At 71.6% G+C, this 19,282-nt stretch carries 18 protein-coding genes and 1 tRNA gene; 9 read left to right on the forward strand and 10 right to left on the reverse strand.

Going from position 1 to position 19,282, the window contains the following annotated elements:
• Positions 1–59: 59 nt before the first annotated feature.
• Entirely contained in the window at positions 60–737 is a 678-nt protein-coding gene (locus AC1DV7_RS11510; protein WP_477597256.1) for a Crp/Fnr family transcriptional regulator, read from the forward strand.
• Here the strand turns inward: AC1DV7_RS11510 and AC1DV7_RS11515 are convergent.
• From AC1DV7_RS11515 to AC1DV7_RS11530, 4 genes are read right to left on the reverse strand one after another with little or no spacing between them, the layout of a single operon-like run.
• Entirely contained in the window at positions 718–1,548 is an 831-nt protein-coding gene (locus AC1DV7_RS11515; RefSeq protein WP_477597257.1) for an MBL fold metallo-hydrolase, read from the reverse strand. The two genes, AC1DV7_RS11510 and AC1DV7_RS11515, sit on opposite strands and share 20 nt — an antisense overlap.
• A 12-nt stretch (positions 1,549–1,560) precedes the next feature.
• The gene (locus AC1DV7_RS11520; protein ID WP_477597258.1) at positions 1,561–2,397 is read right to left on the reverse strand and encodes an NUDIX hydrolase; all 837 of its coding nucleotides are present in this window, start codon (positions 2,395–2,397) and stop codon (positions 1,561–1,563) included.
• 46 nt (positions 2,398–2,443) lie between these two features.
• Positions 2,444–2,920 (reverse strand): RidA family protein, encoded by a 477-nt coding sequence (locus tag AC1DV7_RS11525; RefSeq protein ID WP_477597259.1) that lies wholly within the window; start codon positions 2,918–2,920, stop codon positions 2,444–2,446.
• Positions 2,920–3,075 (reverse strand): DUF4177 domain-containing protein, encoded by a 156-nt coding sequence (locus tag AC1DV7_RS11530; protein ID WP_477597260.1) that lies wholly within the window; start codon positions 3,073–3,075, stop codon positions 2,920–2,922. Before AC1DV7_RS11530 ends, AC1DV7_RS11525 begins: the two co-directional genes overlap by 1 nt.
• Positions 3,076–3,110: 35 nt before the next feature.
• On the opposite strand from AC1DV7_RS11530, the gene AC1DV7_RS11535 reads away from it, so the two are divergent.
• From AC1DV7_RS11535 to bagB, 3 genes are read left to right on the forward strand one after another with little or no spacing between them, the layout of a single operon-like run.
• Entirely contained in the window at positions 3,111–3,872 is a 762-nt protein-coding gene (locus AC1DV7_RS11535) for an alpha/beta hydrolase family protein (protein WP_477597261.1), read from the forward strand.
• Between the two features lie 9 nt (positions 3,873–3,881).
• Positions 3,882–4,883 (forward strand): ATPase BagA, encoded by a 1,002-nt coding sequence (bagA, locus tag AC1DV7_RS11540; protein WP_477597262.1) that lies wholly within the window; start codon positions 3,882–3,884, stop codon positions 4,881–4,883.
• Complete coding sequence (bagB, locus tag AC1DV7_RS11545) at positions 4,883–6,055, forward strand: ATPase BagB (RefSeq protein ID WP_477597263.1); 1,173 nt, start codon at positions 4,883–4,885, stop codon at positions 6,053–6,055. The genes bagA and bagB overlap by 1 nt, the downstream gene beginning before the upstream one ends.
• A 106-nt stretch (positions 6,056–6,161) precedes the next feature.
• Here the strand turns inward: bagB and AC1DV7_RS11550 are convergent, their stop codons facing one another.
• A complete protein-coding gene (locus AC1DV7_RS11550; RefSeq protein WP_477597264.1) occupies positions 6,162–6,491 on the reverse strand; it encodes a WhiB family transcriptional regulator in 330 nt (109 codons plus the stop codon).
• A 249-nt stretch (positions 6,492–6,740) separates the two neighbouring features.
• On the opposite strand from AC1DV7_RS11550, the gene AC1DV7_RS11555 reads away from it, so the two are divergent.
• Positions 6,741–9,179 (forward strand): transglycosylase domain-containing protein, encoded by a 2,439-nt coding sequence (locus AC1DV7_RS11555; protein WP_477597265.1) that lies wholly within the window; start codon positions 6,741–6,743, stop codon positions 9,177–9,179.
• A gap of 124 nt (positions 9,180–9,303) precedes the next feature.
• Here AC1DV7_RS11555 and AC1DV7_RS11560 read toward each other — a convergent pair whose 3' ends face one another.
• Positions 9,304–9,768, reverse strand: coding sequence for a GatB/YqeY domain-containing protein (locus AC1DV7_RS11560; RefSeq protein ID WP_477597266.1), 465 nt, complete (start codon positions 9,766–9,768; stop codon positions 9,304–9,306).
• Between the two features lie 76 nt (positions 9,769–9,844).
• Here AC1DV7_RS11560 and AC1DV7_RS11565 point away from each other — a divergent pair, with 76 nt between their 5' ends.
• Complete coding sequence (locus tag AC1DV7_RS11565; RefSeq protein ID WP_477597267.1) at positions 9,845–10,858, forward strand: metallophosphoesterase; 1,014 nt, start codon at positions 9,845–9,847, stop codon at positions 10,856–10,858.
• A gap of 168 nt (positions 10,859–11,026) precedes the next feature.
• Positions 11,027–11,103 (forward strand) — tRNA-Pro (locus AC1DV7_RS11570).
• 50 nt (positions 11,104–11,153) lie between these two features.
• Here the strand turns inward: AC1DV7_RS11570 and AC1DV7_RS11575 are convergent.
• From AC1DV7_RS11575 to AC1DV7_RS11590, 4 genes are all read right to left on the reverse strand, one after another.
• Positions 11,154–12,527, reverse strand: a complete 1,374-nt coding sequence (locus AC1DV7_RS11575; RefSeq protein ID WP_477597268.1) for a protein kinase domain-containing protein — start codon at positions 12,525–12,527, stop codon at positions 11,154–11,156.
• A 124-nt stretch (positions 12,528–12,651) separates the two neighbouring features.
• The gene (locus AC1DV7_RS11580) at positions 12,652–13,191 is read right to left on the reverse strand and encodes a hypothetical protein (protein ID WP_477597269.1); all 540 of its coding nucleotides are present in this window, start codon (positions 13,189–13,191) and stop codon (positions 12,652–12,654) included.
• Positions 13,188–13,778, reverse strand: coding sequence for a CDP-alcohol phosphatidyltransferase family protein (locus AC1DV7_RS11585; RefSeq protein ID WP_477597270.1), 591 nt, complete (start codon positions 13,776–13,778; stop codon positions 13,188–13,190). Before AC1DV7_RS11585 ends, AC1DV7_RS11580 begins: the two co-directional genes overlap by 4 nt.
• Before the next feature lie 272 nt (positions 13,779–14,050).
• A complete protein-coding gene (locus tag AC1DV7_RS11590; protein WP_477597271.1) occupies positions 14,051–15,415 on the reverse strand; it encodes an MFS transporter in 1,365 nt (454 codons plus the stop codon).
• Between the two features lie 272 nt (positions 15,416–15,687).
• Between AC1DV7_RS11590 and AC1DV7_RS11595 the strand changes: the two genes are divergently transcribed.
• Together AC1DV7_RS11595 and AC1DV7_RS11600 are read left to right on the forward strand one after the other, a co-directional pair.
• Positions 15,688–16,269, forward strand: a complete 582-nt coding sequence (locus tag AC1DV7_RS11595) for a hypothetical protein (RefSeq protein ID WP_477597272.1) — start codon at positions 15,688–15,690, stop codon at positions 16,267–16,269.
• 3 nt (positions 16,270–16,272) lie between these two features.
• Positions 16,273–19,282, forward strand: a 3,010-nt coding sequence (locus tag AC1DV7_RS11600; protein WP_477597273.1) for a hypothetical protein, incomplete at its 3' end; no start/stop codon positions are given.

Here is a 19,282-nt window from a genome sequence, read left to right on the forward strand (position 1 = left end):
GCCGACACCGAACCAGACTACGGGGCGCCCGTGACATCGCACGTGGCACACTGTCGCCCGTGGATCACGACGTGGTGAAGAAGGCCCCGCTGTTCGCTGCCCTCGACGACGAGGCCTCCGCGACGCTGTTGGCCACGATGACCCAGACGCGGCTCGAGCGTGGCGACGTGCTGTTCCACGAGGGCGACCAGGGCGACCGGCTGTACGTCATCCGTGAGGGCAAGGTGAAGCTCGGGCGCCGCAGCAGCGACGGCCGCGAGAACCTCGTCGCCATCCTCGGACCGGGCGAGATGTTCGGCGAGCTGAGCCTCTTCGACCCGGGTCCGCGCACCATGACCGCCACGGCGGTCGCCGAGACCCAGCTGCTCGGCGTCGGCAACGACGACCTGAACTCCCTGCTCGAGGGCCGGCCCGGCGTCGCGAAGGTCCTGCTGTCGGCCCTCGCCCAGCGCCTGCGCCGCACCAACGAGAACCTCGCCGACCTCGTCTTCACGGACGTCCCCGGCCGCGTCGCCAAGGCCCTGCTCGACCTGTCGGCACGGTTCGGGCGCCCGGTCGAGGAGGGCGTGATGGTCGCCCACGACCTCACCCAGGAGGAGCTGGCCCAGCTCGTCGGCGCCTCGCGCGAGACGGTCAACAAGGCGCTAGCCGACTTCGCCACCCGTGGCTGGCTGCGCCTCGAGGCCCGCGCGGTGCTGCTGCTGGACGTCGAGCGCCTCAAGCGCCGCGCGCGCTGAGGTAGTCGAGCTGGGCCGCCACGCTCTGGGCGGCTGCTGGCCACACCTCGCGCGGCACGTCGGCATACACCCGCTCGACGACCGCCTGCACCACGTCAGGCGCCTCTGACGCCCCGTCCGCCAGGGCCTGCCGCACCTGCTCGAGCCGTTCGGCGCGGTGCAGGCGGTAGAACGCGACCATCGCGGCCGCGTCCGGCACCACGGGCCCATGGCCGGGCAGGATCGAGGACACCGTCCCACCGCCCGTGAGCGCGGCGATGCGCTCCAACGAGTCGAGGTATGCCGCGAGCTCGCCATCGGGGTGCGCCACCACCGTGGTGCCGCGGCCGAGGATCGTGTCTCCCGTGAGCAGGGCGTGGTCGGCGGGCAGGGCGAACGACAGCGAGTCGCTGGTGTGGCCGGGGGTGGCGACCACTCGCAGCTCGAGCCCGCCGACGCGCACCTCGTCGCCGTCGCCCAGGTCGTCGTGCCCGCGCCCGACGGCCCGGGTCGGGGCGCCGGTGAGCTCCGCGAACCGCTCGGCTCCCTCGGCGTGGTCGGCGTGGCCGTGCGTGAGGATCGTCTGGGCGACCCGCGCTCCACGCTGGGCGACAGCTGCGACGACGGCCCGCAGGTGGCCCTCGTCGAGCGGCCCGGGGTCGATCACGACGGCCTCGGTGGAGCCGGGCTCGAGCAGGACCCAGGTGTTGGTGCCGTCCAGCGTTATCGGACTGGGGTTCGGGCACAGGACGCACAGGGCGCGGGCGCTGGCCTGACCACCGTGCCAGTCGCCGAAGGCGGCGGACGGGGTGGGAGGGACGGCGGGGGTCATGGCGTCAGCGTGTCACCGGGGCAGCTCGGCCCGCATGACCAGGCCGTCCTCGGTGCGCACGAGCCGAGGCTGCACCGGCGACACCGGCGGCTGCTCGGCGATGAACGCGCGGGCGGACGACGCGGCGGCGACCTCCTCGACGCAGACGACCGTGGGCGGCAGCATCAGCGCAGTGCCGTCGGCCCACGCCTGCAGCAGCGCGTCCGGCCGCATCCAGTCAGCCAGGTCGGCCTCGGTGGTCTGGTCGTCAGCGCGCTGGCCCTCGGGCACCGCGGCGCAGAAGAACCTCGTGTCGTAGCGGCGGACCTCGAACTCCGGGGTGATCCAGTGGGCGCGGTAGCCGAGGAGGTCCGACCGGAGCAGCAGGCCGTGCTCCTGGAGCACCTCGGACAGCGAGACCTCCCGCGCCAGCAGCCGCCGTCGCTGCTCGCGCCAGTGCTCGCCGCTCACGTCGTCGATCACCGAGTCGGGCGTGGCCCCCGCCAGCAGGACCCCACTCTCCTCGAACACCTCGCGGACGGCGGCAGCGACGAGCTCGCGGGCCGTGGACTGGTCGACCTCGAGCCGCAGGGCCCACTCGTCGGGGGTCGGCCCGGCCCAGGGCAGGTCACCGTCGGCGTCCCGCGGGTCGACGCCACCGCCGGGGAACACCATCATCGACGGGGCGAACTCCATCGTCGACACGCGGCGCAGCATGAACACCTCGACGGCGGACGACCCGTCGCGGACGAACATGACCGTGGCCGCGAGCCGCGGCTCGGGCGCCGGCGACCGGCCGGGGTCGGCGAGCCAGCCGTCAGCGCGGTCGCGCAGCTGCGGCGAGTCCGCCACGGGGAAGTCGCGGATCACGCCGGGGACCTCCCGGTGGCGGCTGACGGCTGGCTCGGCGACAGGGTCACTCGTCGGCGAGCGCCACGACGATCTCGACCTCGACCGGGGCGTCGAGCGGCAGGACCGCGACCCCGACGGCAGACCGGGCGTGGATGCCGGCGTCGCCGAAGGCCTTGCCGAGCAGCTCGCTCGCACCGTTGATGACGCCCGGCTGCCCGGTGAAGGACGGGTCGGAGGCCACGAAGCCGACGACCTTGACGACCTGGGTCACCTTGTCGAGGTCACCGATGAGGCCCTTGACCGCGGCGATGGCGTTGAGGGCGCAGAGCTCGGCGAGCTTCTTGGCGTCCTCGGCCGGCACCAGCCCGTGGCCGTCGCCGACCTTGCCGGTCTGGACGAGCGCACCGGACTGCATCGGCAGCTGGCCCGAGGTGTAGATCCGGCGACCGTCCTGCACGGCGGGCACGTAGGCCGCCACGGGCGGGGTGACCTCGGGGACGGTGAGGCCGAGCTCGGCGAGGCGGTCTTCGACTGCGGACATCAGGCCTTCTCTCGTTTCAGGTAGGCGACCAGGCCGTTGCCGTCGGGGCCGGTCAGGACTTGCACGAGCTCCCAGCCGTCCTCACCCCACTGGTCGAGGATCTGCTTGGTGGCGTGGACGATGAGCGGCACCGTCGCGTACTCGAACTTGCGCATGCCGGCAGCCTATCGACCGCTGGCAGGATGACCACATGGCCCGTGACCCGATCCAGGTGCTCGACGAGCGGGCTCCGGCCCCGACGCGCACGACCCCGTACGGCGAGGACCCCGACCAGGTGTACGACGTCCGGCTCCCGGACCGGGTGACCCGTGAGCTCGCGGTGGTCATCGTCCACGGGGGCTTCTGGCGCCGCGACTACGACCGCGGCCACGCCTCACGCCAGGCACACGCCTTCGCGGACGCCGGTTTCGCCACCGCCGCGGTCGAGTACCGGCGTCCCGGCATGCCCGGCGGCGGCTGGCCCGGGACCGCCGAGGACATCCATGACGCCGTCACCGCGATCCGCCGCGACCCGGCGTTCGCGCTCCCCCTCGTCCTCGTCGGCCACTCTGCCGGCGGTCAGCTCGTGGGCTGGGCCGCGGCCCAGCCATGGGCCCATGGCCTGCGAGGTGCCGTCAGCCTCGCCGGGGTCCTGGATCTCACCCACGGTGCGGCGGCAGGGGTCGGCGGCACCGCCATCCGCGACTTCCTGGGCGGCACGCCCGAGCAGGTCCCCGAGGCGTACGCCGCGGCCGACCCCGCGCGGCTGCCACCCGGCATACCGGTGCTCCTCGTGCACGCCCGCGGCGACGAGGACGTGCCCTTCGACCAGAGCGAGCGGTATGCCGCGGCTCACCACGGTCCGAACGTGCGCCTGCGCGCGGTGGTCGAGGGCGGTCACTACGGCCTCATCGACCCCGAGCACCCGGCCTTCGCCGAGGTCCTCGCTGCGGTGGACCTGCTCGCCTCCTAGGCTGGCCGCATGTCCGAGTCACCGCCCGACCTGTCGCACGTGCGCCTGCACGTCGTGACCGGCAAGGGCGGCACCGGCAAGACCACCGTCGCGGCTGCGCTCGCGCTGGCGCTGACCCGTCAGGGCAAGCGGGTCCTGCTCGCCGAGGTCGAGGGACGCCAAGGGATCTCGCAGACGTTCGACGTGCCGCCGCTCGGTCACGCCGAGACGCGCATCGTGCACGACCGCACGGGTGGCGAGCTGTGGGCCATCTCGGTCGACGCGAAGGAGTCGCTGCGCGAGTACCTCCAGAAGTTCTACAAGGTCGGCAAGGCCATGACGGTCCTCGACCGGTTCGGCGCGGTCGACTTCGCGACGACGATCGCCCCCGGTGTCCGCGACGTCCTGCTCATCGGCAAGGTCTACGAGGCGGCCGGGCGGCGCACCGGCAAGGCCGGCCTGCCCGCCTACGACGCCGTGGTCCTCGATGCGCCACCCACGGGCCGGGTGGTGCGCTTCCTCAACGTCAACGCCGAGGTGGCCGACGTGGCCAAGGTCGGGCCGATCCGCAGCCAGGCCGACTCGATCACGCGCATGCTGCGCAGCCGCACCACGGCCGTGCACGTGGTCACGCTGCTCGAGGAGATGCCCGTCCAGGAGACCCTCGACGCCGTGGCCGACCTGCGGGCCACCTCGCTGCCGGTGGGCGCGGTCGTCGTCAACCAGGTCCGCGAGCCGATGCTCGACGCGGCGGCGGTCAAGGCGCTCCGGGCCCGGGCGACGGTCAAGCTCCGCCAGGGCGTGTCGGCCGACCTGGCGGCGGCCGGGGTCACCGTGACCGACACCGTCGTCAAGGGGCTGGTCGCCGACGGGCGCGAGCACGCCGACCGGATCGCCCTGGAGCGCGAGCAGGATGCCGTCCTCGAGCAGGAGGGGCGGCGGATGGTGCGCCTGCCCTACCTGCCCGACGGGACCGAGTCCGGGGGCATCACGGTGCTCTCCCAGGCAGTTGCCGACCAGGGGATGGTCTGATGGCCGGCACGGCGAACCGGCCCGCCCCCGCGCTCGACCTGGCGTCGCTGCTCACCGACGACGCCACCCGGATCGTCGTCTGCTGCGGCGCCGGTGGCGTCGGCAAGACCACGACAGCCGCGGCGCTGGGCGTCTGGGCGGCCGAGCAGGGTCGCCGCGTGGTCGTCCTGACCATCGACCCCGCCCGCCGGCTGGCCCAGTCGCTCGGCCTCACCGAGCTCGACAACACCCCGCGTCCCGTCGCAGGGATCGACACCACGGCGGGGGGCTCGCTCGACGCCATGATGCTCGACATGAAGCGGACGTTCGACGAGGTGGTCGAGCAGCACGCGGCTCCCGACAAGGCGGCCCAGATCCTCGCGAACCCCTTCTACCAGGCCGTGTCGAGCTCGTTCGCCGGCACGCAGGAGTACATGGCGATGGAGAAGCTCGGCCAGCTGCGGGCCGAGGCCGACCGCGACGACCGCTGGGACCTCGTCGTGGTCGACACCCCGCCCTCGCGCTCGGCGCTGGACTTCCTCGACGCACCCAAGCGGCTCGGGTCGTTCCTCGACGGCCGGTTCATCCGGCTGCTGGCCGCCCCCGCCAAGGCCGGCGGCCGGGCCAGCCTCAAGGTCTTCAGCGTCGGGGTCAACGTCGTCACCGGGACGCTCACCAAGGTGCTCGGCGGTGAGGTGCTTCGCGACGTGCAGACCTTCGTGGCCGCCCTCGACACGATGTTCGGTGGGTTCCGCGAGCGGGCCGACCAGACCTACGCCCTGCTCAAGGACGCCGAGACCGCGTTCGTCGTCGTCGCTGCGCCCGAGCGGGACGCCCTGCGTGAGGCGTCCTTCTTCGCCGGTCGCCTCGACGAGGAGGACATGCCGCTGGCCGGCCTGGTCGTCAACCGCATCCAGCGCGTCGCCGCGCCGTCACTCAGCGCGCCCAGGGCGGTGGCCGCAGCCGAGGCGCTCGCCGACGGCGCGTCGACCTCGCCCACCGCCTCCACCTCCCAGGGCCTGCTGCGGCTGCACGCCACCCTCGCGGACACCGCCGCGCGGCAGGAGTCCCTGGTGCGCCGGTTCACGGCCGGCCACCCCGGCATACCGCTGGTGGAGGTGCCGGCGGCCGCGGAGGACATCCACGACCTCGCCGGGCTCCGCTCGGTCGGTGCCGCGCTCGCGGGCGGCTGAACCCCGGAGCACCACAAAGCCCTTGGCCCGAGTGGTCTCGGGCCAAGGGCCGGGGGGTGGGGGTGGTGCTCGGGGGTATGCGGTGTGGTGCTGCTGCGGGGGCGGGTCAGGCGGTCTCGGCGCCCTGGCCGCCACGGGCGTGGGCGAACAAGGCTGCCCAGCTGGGGATGTTCGGGCGGCGCTTGAGCAGCGCACGGCGCTCGCGCTCGGTCATGCCACCCCAGACACCGAACTCGGTGCGGTTGTCGAGGGCGTCGGCGAGGCACTCCGCGATGACGGGGCAGCGCTGGCAGACGACCTTGGCGGTCTGCTGGGCGGCGCCCTGGACGAACAGCGCGTCCGGGTCGGCCTTGGCACACGAGCCCAACGGCGCCCAGTCCTCAACCCAGGTGGCCGGAGTCCCCACACCGGTGGGACGAGCTGGCGCGATGGTCATGGTGCCTCCAGTGACTGCTGATTCAGACGCTCAACCCCGCGTCTTATGTCCGTATCGACGTGTGGAAACGATAGGAAACCGAGGCACCAGCGCACATGGCCCATTCGTGTAGTTCTGGCGTGTCCAAAGGGACTAGTCACGGTGAGCCATCCCTGACTAGCCCGTTTCCCGGACCCCCTCCGATGACCCGGGTGAGCACGCCGAGCGCGACAATCCGGGCATCACACCTTCGGCAGTTACCCTGTGGGCATGCATGGACGCGTCAGTAACGTCGGGAACGTCGTCAGCCTGCTCGGGGCCTTCGTCGCCACAGCGATGGTCATCGGCCTGCTGGCGGCCGGCCTGCTGATCCCCGCAGTGGGTGCCACGGGCACCGCGGCCAACTCCGGGGTCCAGGCCTTCGACAACCTGCCGAGCGAGTTCACGAGCACACCGCTGTCGCAGCAGTCGAGGATCCTCGACGCAGAGGGCAACGTCATCGCGACCCCCCAGGACGAGAACCGCATCATCGTCGACCTCAAGGACATCGCGCCGATCATGCAGAAGGCGCAGATCGCGATCGAGGACAGCCGGTTCTACGAGCACGGCGGCGTCGACCCGCGAGGCATCAGCCGGGCGCTCATCTCCAACCTCAAGGGCAACGACACCCAGGGCGCGTCCACGCTCACCCAGCAGTACGTCAAGCTCACCCTGCAGGAGACCGCGCTGCGCAACAACGACGAGGAGGCCGCCCGGGCCGCCGTCGAGGTCAGCCCGGCCCGCAAGCTGCGTGAGCTCAAGTACGCGGTCACCCTCGAGAAGGAGATGACCAAGGACCAGATCCTGCGTGGCTACCTCAACCTCGCCTACTACGGCGACCTCGCGTACGGCGTCGAGGCTGCCGCGCAGCACTACTTCAGCGTCTCGGCCAAGAAGCTCAACATCGGCCAGGCCGCCCTGCTCGCCGGGCTCGTCCAGAACCCGAGCAAGACCGACCCGATCCACAACCCGGAGCGCTCGCAGGCCAGGCGCGATGTCGTCCTCGACCGCATGCACTCGCTCGGCATCATCACCGACAAGGACCTCGCCGCCTGGAAGAAGGTCCCCGTCAAGAAGATGCTCAAGGTCAAGCAGCCGCTCAGCAACTGCGCCGCGTCCAACGAGCCATACTTCTGCAACTACGTGATGGCCTACCTCAAGGACACCGGCAACCACGGGCTCGACGCCCTCGGCAAGAGCGTCCCGGAGCGCGTCAAGAACATCACCCAGGGCGGGCTGACGATCCAGACGACCCTGAGCCCCAAGCTGCAGAAGCAGGCCCGCAAGGACCTCACCAAGCGGGTGCCCAGCAACAACAAGGCTCTCCCCAAGGACACCAGGAACGACAAGACCAAGGCCGGCATCTCGCGGATGGTCGGCGCGGCGGCCACGGTCATCGAGCCGAGCACCGGTCGCGTCGTCTCGATGGTCCAGAACTCGCAGTACCCCAGGAGCCAGAAGGACCAGACCGCCTACGGCTTCACCCAGGTCAACTGGAACGTCGACACCAGGTTCGGCGGCACCAACGGCTTCCAGTTCGGCTCGACGGCCAAGATGTTCGCCATCGTCCGGGCCCTCGAGACCGGGACCCCGGTCGAGGGCACCGTGCCGTCGAAGTTCGCCAGCACCAAGCGGGCCGCGACCTACAGCCTCGAGGAGCAGGGGCCCAGCTGCCGAGGGTCGGCCCCGTGGGAGGTCCGCAACGACTTCCCCATCGGTGGCAAGCCGATCCCCTTCCGCAAGGCGACGGCCCAGTCGATCAACACGGCGTTCGCGTCGCTGACCTTCAAGGTCGGCACCAAGAACGTCTGGAACACCATGAACAAGATGAAGGTCCACGGCGGCGACGGCAAGAAGCTCCCCTGCCTGCCGAGTGCGGTGCTGGGTACCGGTGACGTCACCCCCATGACGCTGGCCAGCTCGTACGCGGTCCTCGCCAACAACGGCAAGTACTGCGCCCCCAACCCGATCCTGTCGATCACCAACGACAAGAACAAGCCGGTCAAGCTGCGACCGGCCGCCTGCGAGCAGGTCATCGACGCCGACGTCGCCAAGGGCGCCACCGAGCTGCTCACAGGCGTCCTCAAGCCCGGCGGCACCGGCAGCCGGGCGGTGCTCGGCCGCCCCTCCGCGGGCAAGACCGGCACCACCGACAACCACGTCGAGTCGTGGTTCGTCGGCTACACCCCCCAGCGCGCCAGCGCGGTGTGGGTCGGCAGCCCGTGGAGCCAGAAGGGCATGAACGGCATCACGCTCGCGGGCACCTGGTACAAGGGCGTGTTCGGTGGTGACATCGCAGCGCCCATCTGGAAGGACATCATGACCAAGGCCTCCGAGGGGATGGCCGTGCGCAACTTCTCGAGCGCCAGCGACAAGGTGACCAACGGTGACCGCGTGGCCGTGCCGTCCGTAGCCGGCCTGACCGTCGAGCAGGCCACCGCCGTCCTCAAGGGCGCCGGATTCTCGGCCCAGGTGGCGGGCTCGACCAACAGCGGGATCGGCCGGGGCCGGGTGGTCTACACCGACCCCTCGGGCACGGCCAACCGGGGCAGCACGATCGGGCTGTACCTGTCGACCGGTGTGGCTGCCTCCAGGCCCAGGGAGACCAAACCCACACCCAACCCGACGCCCACCGTCCCGAAGCCGACCAAGACCAAGGGCAGGGGCTAGCCCCACCGACGAAGGGCCCTCGCCACCGCGGTGAGGGCCCTTCGTCGTGGGGGTATGCCGGGTCGCCTGGATGCCAGCGGGTCGCCGGGTCCGCGGGGGCGGGGAGCCGGCTCCGCGGCATACCTCAGCTGGTGCCCAGGGCGGCCCTGACCGCGGCGGCCACGCGCCCACCGTCCGCGCGACCGGCGACGACGGGCTGGGCGGCCTTCATGACCTGGCCCATCGCGGCCATGCCGCTCGCGCCGGTCTGCTCCACCGCCGCCTTCACGATCGAGGCGAGCTCGTCGTCGGACAGCTGGGCGGGCAGGTACGCCTCGAGGACGACCAGCTCGGCCTCCTCCTTGGCGGCGAGCTCCGGGCGGCCCGCGTCGGTGAAGGCGGCGGAGGCCTCCTTGCGCTTCTTGGCCTCCTTGGCGAGCACCTTGAGCACGTCGTCGTCGGTGAGCTCACGCGCCTCCTTGCCCGCGACCTCCTCGGTGGTGATGGCGGCCAGGGCCATGCGCAGCGTGCCGGAGCGGACGGCGTCGCGTTCGCGGATCGCGGTCGTGAGGTCGCTCTGGACGGTGGCCTTGAGGCTCTGCTCGGTCATGGCGACATCCTCTCAGGGGGACGCAACCAGGATTCCGGCGCGGCACGGGTTCGCGGCGTTTGCGAGGATGGCGGCGATGAACGCACTCGTGAGCTCCCTCGGTGGTGTCGTGGCGCTCGGCGCTGCCGGCGTCGCGTATGCCGGACTGGTCGAACGCAACGCCTTCGCGCTGCGCGAGTTCACGGTCCCGCTCCTGCCAGCGGGGTCGGCGCCGGTCCGGGTCCTGCAGATTTCCGACCTGCACCTCATGCCCGCCCAGGCCCGCAAGATCGAGTGGGTGCGCCGGCTGGCGCGGCTGGCGCCCGACCTCGTCGTGAACACGGGCGACAACCTGGCCTCGACGGACTCCGTGCCCGGGGCGCTGCGTGCCATGGAGCGGCTCTTCGCCTTTCCCGGGGTGTTCGTGATGGGCTCCAACGACTACTACGGGCCGACGCCCAAGAACCCCGCCCGCTACCTCACCCGGCGCCATGCCCAGGCCCCACCCGGTCGTCACCGGCTCCCCACCGAGGACCTGCGCCGCGGGATGCTCGCCGGCGGCTGGACCGACCTCGACAACGTGCGCACGGTGCTGCCCGTCGCCGGCCGCCCGGTGGAGGTGGTGGGCACCGGGGACGCGCACATCGGGAAGGACAGGTACGCCTCGGTCGCGGGTGCCGCGTCCGCGGCAGCCGACCTGACGATCGGGGTGACGCACGCGCCATACCAGCGCGTGCTCGACCCGATGGCAGCGGACGGTGCCCGGCTGATCATCGCCGGGCACACCCACGGGGGCCAGCTGGCCGTGCCCCTGTATGGCGCACTGGTCACCAACTGCGACCTGCCCACCGACCGCGCGAAGGGCCTGTCCCGCTGGTGGCCGGGTGCCGGCGCCGCGTATGCCGGCCAGCTCGGGTGGCACCAGCGACTGAACCGCTGGGGCGAGGTCCACCTGCGCGGGGGCTCCTCCGCGCCGTACGAACCGCCTGCCGACGCTGCCTGGCTGCACGTCTCGGCCGGGCTGGGCACGTCGCCGTACGCGCCGGTGCGGTTCGCCTGCCGCCCCGAGGCCACCCTGCTCACCCTCGTTGCGGCCCCGGGCTCTTCCTGACCCCTGCTAGCAGGGGTCAGGTGAATCCAGACAGCGTGCAACCTGTCCGGATTTCGGTAAGCCCTGCTAGCAGAGGGTGGGCGAGAGACCGGATTGGGAGCGGTGGCGGCGGGTGGGCTATCCTTCACTGTCGCTGCTCCTCGGAGGTCCGTGGGGTGGCGATTGCCACGGGGTGTGGCGCAGCTTGGTAGCGCGCTTCGTTCGGGACGAAGAGGTCGCAGGTTCAAATCCTGTCACCCCGACCACACGAAAGGCCGGACGGCGTCAGCCGCTCCGGCCTTCGTCACAGCCTCGATCAAGCGGACTGCAGGTTCTGCATCCTCTGCTCCAGGTCGTGCATGACGATGGCAGCCAGGTCCTCCAGGGTCGCCAGGGCTTCTGCCGAAAGCGTCCGTGGGGCACGGTCGATGATGCACAGCGTGCCCAAGTTGTAGCCGTCGCGGGTGCGCAGCGGAATCCCTGCATAGAACTGCAGCCCGAGCTCGCCCGCCACCAACGGGTTGGACAGGGCCCGCGGGTCCAGCCGGGCATCCTCGATGATCCAGGGGTCGCGCTGGCGAACTGCCGAGGCGCACAGGCCGGGCTCTCGGTCGATCTGGTCGATGTCAAGGCCGTAGTGGGACTTGAACCAGATGCGGTCCTCATCGACGACACTCACGATGGCGATCGGCACGGAGAAGAGTCGGGCGGCCAGCGTGGTGATGCGGTCGAAAGCGCCATCCTCGGGCGTATCGAGGATCTGGTAGCGGCGGACGGCCTCCATCCTGGCCACCTCATCGGTGAGGGACGCCGACGAGGTGCCCGCCAGCCGGCCATTCTCTGCAATGGCGATCTCACCGAGGGCCAACGCCGCCTCGCGAGCCGATGGCCGCGCCGCCGGGTCGGTTGCCGTCATGGCCCGCAGCAGCCACGTCCACTGAGGGTCCAGGTCATCCGGGATGTCGGGACGCTGGAGCAGCCGCGCGAGGGCACTGGGCAGCGGATCCCCGGGGAAGGCACGCACACCGGTCAGGCACTCGAGCAACACCAAGCCGAGAGAGTAGATGTCACTGGGCGGTCCCAGCGGTTCGCCCTTGGCCTGCTCCGGGCTGACATAGGCCGCGGTCCCGACGAACGCGCCGTTGGCGTCGGTCCTGGGGGATTCCATCAGCACGGCGATGCCGAAGTCCGTGAGCTTGGCACGCACCCGGGTGGCGGTGTTGCCGTAGTCGAACAGCATGATGTTGGCCGGCTTGACGTCCCGGTGGACGACACCGTGGTGGTGCACGTAGGTGAGGGCTTTTGCCATGTCATGCCCCAGCTGTGCGACATCAACGGGGGGCAGGGCCGCCTCGGCCAACCTGCCTCGCAGATCGGGCCCGTCAATGAGCTCCATCACGAGGTAGATGCGGGGACGCTGCGGGTCCGACAGGTCCGAGCCCGCGTCGAAGAGCGTGACGAGGCAGTGGTGGTTGAGGCGAGCGAGGAGCTTGACCTCGTCCTCGTCCCTGCGCAGCTCCTCCGGGTCCAACACCTGGGGCTCGATGACCTTGACGGCGACCTCGCGGCCGAGGAACTCGTCCCTGGCCCGAAAGACGGTCCCCACGGAGCCGCGACCGATCTCGTCCACGAGGCGGTACCGCCCCCCGAGCAGGGCACCGGTGGATCGGTGGACGAACGCTTCAGACACGTGCTTCTGCCCTCTCTCAAAATTAGGGCAACGGTACGCCCTCCGCGCCCGAGGTGTCGCCTTGGCCCCCATGGTGAGCCGCAACCCCGCCACCCTGCTGGCGGGGCCCTGACCAGCAGAAACGTCAGGAGTTGAGCGCGGTCGCGACCGGGAGCGCGATCAGGCTGAACCGCCCGACGCGGCCCACGACGACCGCGGTCGTGAACACCGGGAGGGATGCCTTCGAGGCCCCTGCGACGACGGCCACGCCGAGCAGCGGCGGGATGCCCACGAGCGCGCTCGCGAAGAAGACCAGCGGGCCGATGACGGGCCGTTCGATGCTCGCCACCATGACGTCGACCATCGACCGCCAGGCCCGCCGCCAGCGTCCCGGCTCGACGCTGACCGCGTCGCGGTCGACCGTGTCGACGGCAGCCGGCGTGCGCCGGTGGGTCCAGCGAGAGGTCCAGCGGCCTCCGCGGCGGACCCCCACGAAGATCAGCACCTTCCCCAGCGTCTGGCCCAGCGCCAGCACGACCACGAGGACGAACCAGCCCTGGCTCTCCTTCGCGGCAGCACCCACCGCCGCCGCCTCCGCGTTCACGAAGGGCAGGAACGCTGAGACGAGCCCCAGACCGAAGAAGCTCAGGCACGACGTCACCGCGCCCCCACCGACCGCGGTCACGCGACCGGCTGCTGCCGCAACGGCAGCACGGTCGTGACGAGATACCGGACACTCCAGACCTTCACGACCAGAACCGCCAGGGCGCACCCGGTGGCCGCGAGCGGCATACCGGTCACGCTCAACAGGACCACGACGCTGGTGTTGAGGGCCTTCGCCGCGGGCGACCAGTTCCACCGATGGAGCGTCCGGTCGACCTGATGGAAGTCGTTGGGGCTCTTGATCGGGAAGTACAGGAAGGTCAGCGACAGCATGGTGTCGACCACGCAGAACTGGACGAGGAACACGGCCATCGGCAGGAGCACCTGCGGAGACGTCATGATGAACGCCGCTCCGCAGAGCGTGGTGCACGTGCGGTCGCTGGCGATGTCGAGGACGGCGCCGATCCGGGTCTCCTGACCGAGTGTCCTCGCCACCGCGCCGTCGAGCATGTCGCCCACCCAGTAGACGAGGTACGCCGCGATGAGCAGACGCAACGACCCCTGGCCGAGGGACAGCAGTGCGAGCACGGCAGCCGCGACGGTCCGCGCCAGCGTCACGCCGTTGGCGACCGTGTCGATGCGCTCGTCCCGATGGGCCGGAGTCCCCACAGCCCCCTCGTGGCGCCTGCTCCCCAGCAAAACATCCCCCGCCCGGCTCGTCGGTGCACGTGGCCACTGGGAGGTCGCGAGTGGCAGCCCACCTGCCCCCAGTGCGGGCACGCCAGCCCCTCAGTGCACGACGAGAGCCCAGAGGTAGAGAGCGGCCAAGGACCCCTGTATGACGCCGCGGCGCGCCGTCCGCGCGGCGCGCCGTCAGCGCGGGCGGGTCGTCAGCGCGGGCGGGTCGTCAGCGCGGGCGGGTTGTCAGCGCGGGCGGGTTGTCAGCGCAGGTGCGGGTCGGCGACTGGCTCGTCGGTGCTGATGAGCGAGGGTGGGCCCACGGCGGGGCCGCCCTCCTCGGGGGAGGGGGCAGCGGCCGAGGCGCGGGCGTCGGCGAGCACGTCGGCCGGGACGTGCTTCTCGAGGAACCGCCGCGCCATGCGGGTCGAGGGGTGGATGCCGACGGTGGCGACGACGATGATCCCGGCGATGACCAGCCAGCCGGAGGCACCCCAGTTCATCGCGAGGAAGGTGTATAGCGCAGGCGCCCAGACCCGCCCGAGGGTGCCGCTCAGCTCGGAGGCACCCTGGTAGGCGCCACGCTGCCGTGGGTCCATGAGCTCCGCCTCGAAGGACCAGCTGGCGGCCGACAGGTAGAGCTCAGCCCCCGTCACCGTGACGTGACCCAGCCAGACCAGCGCGATCGTCACCCAGCCGACGGTGTCGTGGGTCGCCAGCGTGATGAGGCAGGACACGACGAAGAACGACGACGAGAGCCGGACGGCCCGCAGCGCGGTCGGTACGTCCTTGACCCCGCGCGACGTCACCATCGGCAGGAAGATGCACATCACGGTGTTGGTGCCGAAGAGGAACGCCAGCAGCACCCGGGGGGCGTCGGTCCTCTCGACCAGCCACAGCGGGATGACGACGTTGAGCAGCACCTGGTTCGTCCAGAAGACGCCGCTGAAGAACTCGGTGAGGAGCCAGCCGGGGTTGCGGAGCGGGCCGGGCCCGGGGACCGTGACCGCCCGCTCCTCGGAGGTGCGCTCGTCGTGCGGCGCCTTCGGGAGGCGGCTGATCGCGAGGGCGTTGACGAGGAAGGCCAGGGCTGTGAACCACGGCAGCGCGTGCAGGACGTCGTTGGAGTGGAAGGCCAGGGCGATGCCGCCCAGCATCGAGCCGAGCGTGAAGCCGACGTTGAGGGCGGAGTACATGTACGCGCGCGACTTCACGCGCTCGTCGGGCGGGAGCACGTCGATCGTGTACGCGCCATACGCCGCGCCACCGAGCGCACCGATGACCTCCATGCCGACGGCCATCGTGACGTAACCCTGGAAGCCGGTGATGAGCGGCCACAGCGCGAACATCGCTGCCTGGCCGGTCGCGCTGACGGCCCACATCTTCTTCGGCCCGAAGCGGTCGACGAGCTTGCCCATCGGCAGTGCGGCAAGGAACGCAGCCACCCCCGCGATGGTCAGGCCGAGTCCGACCTGGGCGGCGGACAGCCCGACGATCTGGGTGAAGAACACCGCCGAGCCGGTCATGAAGGTGCCCTCGCCGAGCGCGAACAGCAGCGACTGCGCGGACAGCCGCCCCGCCAGGGGTGACGGGGGTCGGGCATGACGGACGACGGCTTCGAGGACCACCTGAAGATTCTCCGGATCCAGACCCCGGATGTCGCGTCAATTTCCGCGTTTCGGAGGATGTTTGCCCAGAGACCTGACGATGCGAAAAACCAAGCAGGGCATGGTAATCCCAAAGTTGCGTTCCCGCACGGCGAAGCCCCGGGGAGGTCATCCGTTCGGCCGGTGGCGACACGCGCGGCGGCGCTGCTCTACTGCACGAGGGAGTGGATCCCCGCTTCCGCGGGTATGGCAAAGGTCACCGAATGGCTGGTGGAGCCGGTAGGGCGACGGGGTTGGGTGCTGTCCTCCATGACGCGTCCGTCCTCAAGGCGATCCGCGGTGCCGATCGCCTGAAGCCGGGAGCGGTCCCCCGTAAGGGCGTGACCCTCAAGGCGGCCGAGGCGACCCGCCTGCTGCGCAGCGTCATCCGCTTCGTCGCGGACGTCCCGACCGACTCCTCCCCCATCGTGGTGTGGGAGCAGGACGGCAGCGAGCTCTGGGTCGACATCGGGACCGTCTCGCTCACCTGCATCCCCGGCGTCATCCGGGTCTCCGTCAAGGTGGGCTGCGACCAGCTCCCGGAGCCGGCCGTGATCACCGTGCCCTTCGGCGTGGGAACCCCCGAGGCGCCGACCGGTCTGGTGATGTCCAGCCTCAGCCGGCTCGACGGCCCCGAGGTCGTCACGGGACGCTGGACCACCGCCCTGACCGCCTTCGCGTGGGAGGCGATCCTGGAGCTGGCTCGCAGGATGTGCGCGGAGCTCGGCAAGGACGCTGCCGGGCTGCCCCTCATCCCGGGGTCGATAGCCGCCGGGTCCCAGACCTTGGTGCTGCAGCCGATGGCACGCAACGACCTCTCCGGATTGCGGCGCTGAGCGATGACTCTGACCCAGGACGGGATGGGCGCCTTCGGGTCGCTCGCTCAAGCCCTGGGGATCACCGACGGGTCAGGAGCCAACAGTGCGTGGTTCGGCGACCCGATGGGCACGTCGGGCAACACCCACGGGTTGACGACGATCCTCGCCGACACGGGGCAGCGCGACGCCCTGATCGCGTTCGTCGACGAGGCGCTCGGGCCGCCGGAGCTGCACCGCGAGGGTGAGCAGAAGTGGATCCCCCTGTTCAGCGAGTCGTCCCCGGCGATCACCGTGTATGCCGTCGTGGAACCCGTGCAGGGCGCGGTGCGGGTGGGCGTCGCCGTCGAGCACCGGGCAGGGGCCACCGCACCGACGGTCAAGACGACGATCCACGTCCCGATCTTCCACGTCCCCCGCAGCGGCCAGACCGACAGCCGCCCCACCGACGCCACCCTCCCCCGCTGGCTCCTCCTCGGTCGTCCCGGCGGCCGGATCTCCATCGGCGTCGAGGCCGACTTCGCGGACACGCCGCCGATCCCGGGCGAGGCCTACCTCGGGGGCGCCAGCGTCCACCTCGCCATCCCGACCACCGACACCGACACCGTCGGCTTCTCGCTCTCGCTCGTCGACCTCCAGTTGCCCGGCGCGACGGCCCCCCAGAGCCGCACCCTCGACCTCGACTCGCTGACCACGCTCGGCCCCGACATCCTCGAGTTCGTCGTCGGCATGGTGCGCCAGCAGATCGACGCACTCAACCCCGCCGACCCGGTGTTCCGGCACGTCATGGGCCTGGCCGGGATGTTCGGCCTGCGCGGTCCCACCGTGGGCGTGCCACCCCTGCCGATCGCCGACCTGACGACCCGGGGCCTGCCCGCGCTCGTCGAGTGGGTCGAGTCGATCCTCGAGGACGACCCCACCCTCGACGCGTGGCTGGCCGAGCTCGCCCGCCTCGTCGGCGGCACTCCCGATGCCGCGTCCAACTCCGTGGGCTTCGCCATCGGTCCCGCCACCCTCCGACTCGGGTTGCGGGTCACGCCCGGCACGGGCGGGCACCCGACGCTCGTGCCCTGGCTCGACGTGCGCTGGTCGCCGGCGCCGGGGACCGCGGACCTGACGGCGACCGTCGACCTCCTGCGGGCCGACACCGGCACCGGGTCGGTCACCGCCGTCCCGGGGCTGCGGGCCGAGGCGGTCTTCGGGTCGCAGGCCCACAGCGGCACACCGCTGCTGACCGGGGCGACCGCCGTCGCGGGTCTGCGGGTCGGCATCGGGCTGGACTCGGCGCGCCAGCCGGCCTTCACCCTGACCCTCCACGGGGTCGACCTCCCCGGTGGCATCCACCACGACCTGCTCGACCTCTCCTCGCCCCAGGCAGCCGTAGCCGCCGTCGACTCCGTCGTCACCTCGGCGCTCACCGCAGCCCTCGCGGCACTGGGAGGGGCCGAGGACGCCGTCGAACGGCTGCTCGGCATCGCGGCACCGGCCAACGTCACCGCCATCACGGCCTCGGCGCTCATCGCCGACCCGCTGGCTGCGATCAGGAACTACTGGCTCGACGTCCTGCAGACGCCGAACGCGATGGCCGACGTCCTGGGACGGCTCGCCGAGCTCCTCACCGGAGCCGTCCAGGTGCCGACCCAGACCGGCGACGCGGGCGACCCGTGGCGGCTCGACGTCGCCACCGGCGTCGGCCTGCGGGCCTGGCGAGAGACCGACACGACCCACGGCACCGACACCCTCGTCCTCGCGCTCGGCGCCGACGCGGCCCTGCCCGTGCTCACCGACCTCGAGGTGGCGGTCGGCGCCGACGTGGTCCTCCTGCGGGTCGAGCTCACTGCCGGGCACGTGTCCCTGGCCAGTGGCGCGAGCGCCACGGTCCAGCTCCGCCCCGTCGGCACCGACCCGATGACCCTCGACCTCGAGATCGCCAGGATCGCCTTCACGGGCATCGGCGTCGCGGCGACGTGGGCCCCGACCGCGGGGCTGGCCGCCCAGGTCCTGGGCAACGGGCTCACCGTCACGTACACCGACCCACGCACCCTCGTGCAGCGCGTGCACGGCATACCGCTGCCGCAGATCTCGCCCGCGGGAGTGGTGACGTTCACGCCCGACTGGGACGAGGTCGAGGGCCTGGTCACCGCCCTGCTCGGCACGGCTCGGTCCGATGTCCTCGGCACGCTCCTGGACCTCGTCGGCTGGCGCGGGACGGGTGCGCACCTGCGCCTGGGCGCGCTGATCGACGACCCCGGCACCGCCCTCGAGAGCTGGTTGCTCGACCTCGCTCTCGACTGCGCAAACATCCGGACCGCCCTCGGACCGGTCGCTCAGCTGCTCAGCGGCGGAGCGCTCGCAACGCCCCTTGGGGGCGGCCGCCCGGCCGATCCCTATCGGTGCCCGATCGCCGGCGAGCGCCGCGCGCCCGGCCTGGCCGTGTGGACCGTCCCCGGCTGCCCCGCCGTCTCGACGGCCGGCCCCGGTGGTCCCGGGTATGCCGAGCTGCTGCAGGGCTACGCGGTGCCCGACGGGCGGGCGGTCGCCGAGACGCTGCGCGCCGCCGGCGCGAGTGCGCCGGACCTGGCCGACCTGCTCGTGGGCCGGACCCGGCTCGGCGAGGGCATCGACTCCCTCGTCACCCGCTGGAAGGACACCGACGGCGTCGTCGGCGCGGTGGCACCAACCGGCGTGACCACGAGCGTCCTGACCGGCCTGTCGTATGCCGAGCTGGTCGCCCACGGGCGGACCGGCAGCTATGTCCTGGACGGCATCGGGGTCCCCGCAGACACCGTCGTGCACGTCGGTTGCGGGGCGGACTGGCTCACCGGCGTGCCGGGTGCCCAGGCGATCGACGCGACCGCGGTGACCCCCACGGCGATGGCCGAGTCGACGACGGGGCAGTGGTTCGTCCGGCTGCCGGCTCCTCCGTCCGTCGCCGCCGAACGACCCGACCACGACACGATCGCTGCCCTGGCGGGACGGCTGACCGCCGTGCTGGCCGCACGCACCGCCGACGTGGTGCTCGTCGGCTACGGCC

This window comes from Pedococcus sp. P2_E4, assembly GCF_056403935.1.

Excerpts from the sequence above, each read along its gene's own strand:
- bagA (WP_477597262.1), top strand. The coding sequence starts at position 3,882 with ATGTCCGAGTCACCGCCCGACCTGTCGCACGTGCGCCTGCACGTCGTG.
- AC1DV7_RS11555 (WP_477597265.1), top strand. The coding sequence starts at position 6,741 with ATGCATGGACGCGTCAGTAACGTCGGGAACGTCGTCAGCCTGCTCGGG.
- AC1DV7_RS11535 (WP_477597261.1), top strand. The coding sequence starts at position 3,111 with ATGGCCCGTGACCCGATCCAGGTGCTCGACGAGCGGGCTCCGGCCCCG.
- AC1DV7_RS11525 (WP_477597259.1), bottom strand. The coding sequence starts at position 2,920 with ATGTCCGCAGTCGAAGACCGCCTCGCCGAGCTCGGCCTCACCGTCCCC.
- AC1DV7_RS11550 (WP_477597264.1), bottom strand. The coding sequence starts at position 6,491 with ATGACCATCGCGCCAGCTCGTCCCACCGGTGTGGGGACTCCGGCCACC.
- AC1DV7_RS11515 (WP_477597257.1), bottom strand. The coding sequence starts at position 1,548 with ATGACCCCCGCCGTCCCTCCCACCCCGTCCGCCGCCTTCGGCGACTGG.
- AC1DV7_RS11560 (WP_477597266.1), bottom strand. The coding sequence starts at position 9,768 with ATGACCGAGCAGAGCCTCAAGGCCACCGTCCAGAGCGACCTCACGACC.
- bagB (WP_477597263.1), top strand. The coding sequence starts at position 4,883 with ATGGCCGGCACGGCGAACCGGCCCGCCCCCGCGCTCGACCTGGCGTCG.
- AC1DV7_RS11530 (WP_477597260.1), bottom strand. The coding sequence starts at position 3,075 with ATGCGCAAGTTCGAGTACGCGACGGTGCCGCTCATCGTCCACGCCACC.
- AC1DV7_RS11565 (WP_477597267.1), top strand. The coding sequence starts at position 9,845 with ATGAACGCACTCGTGAGCTCCCTCGGTGGTGTCGTGGCGCTCGGCGCT.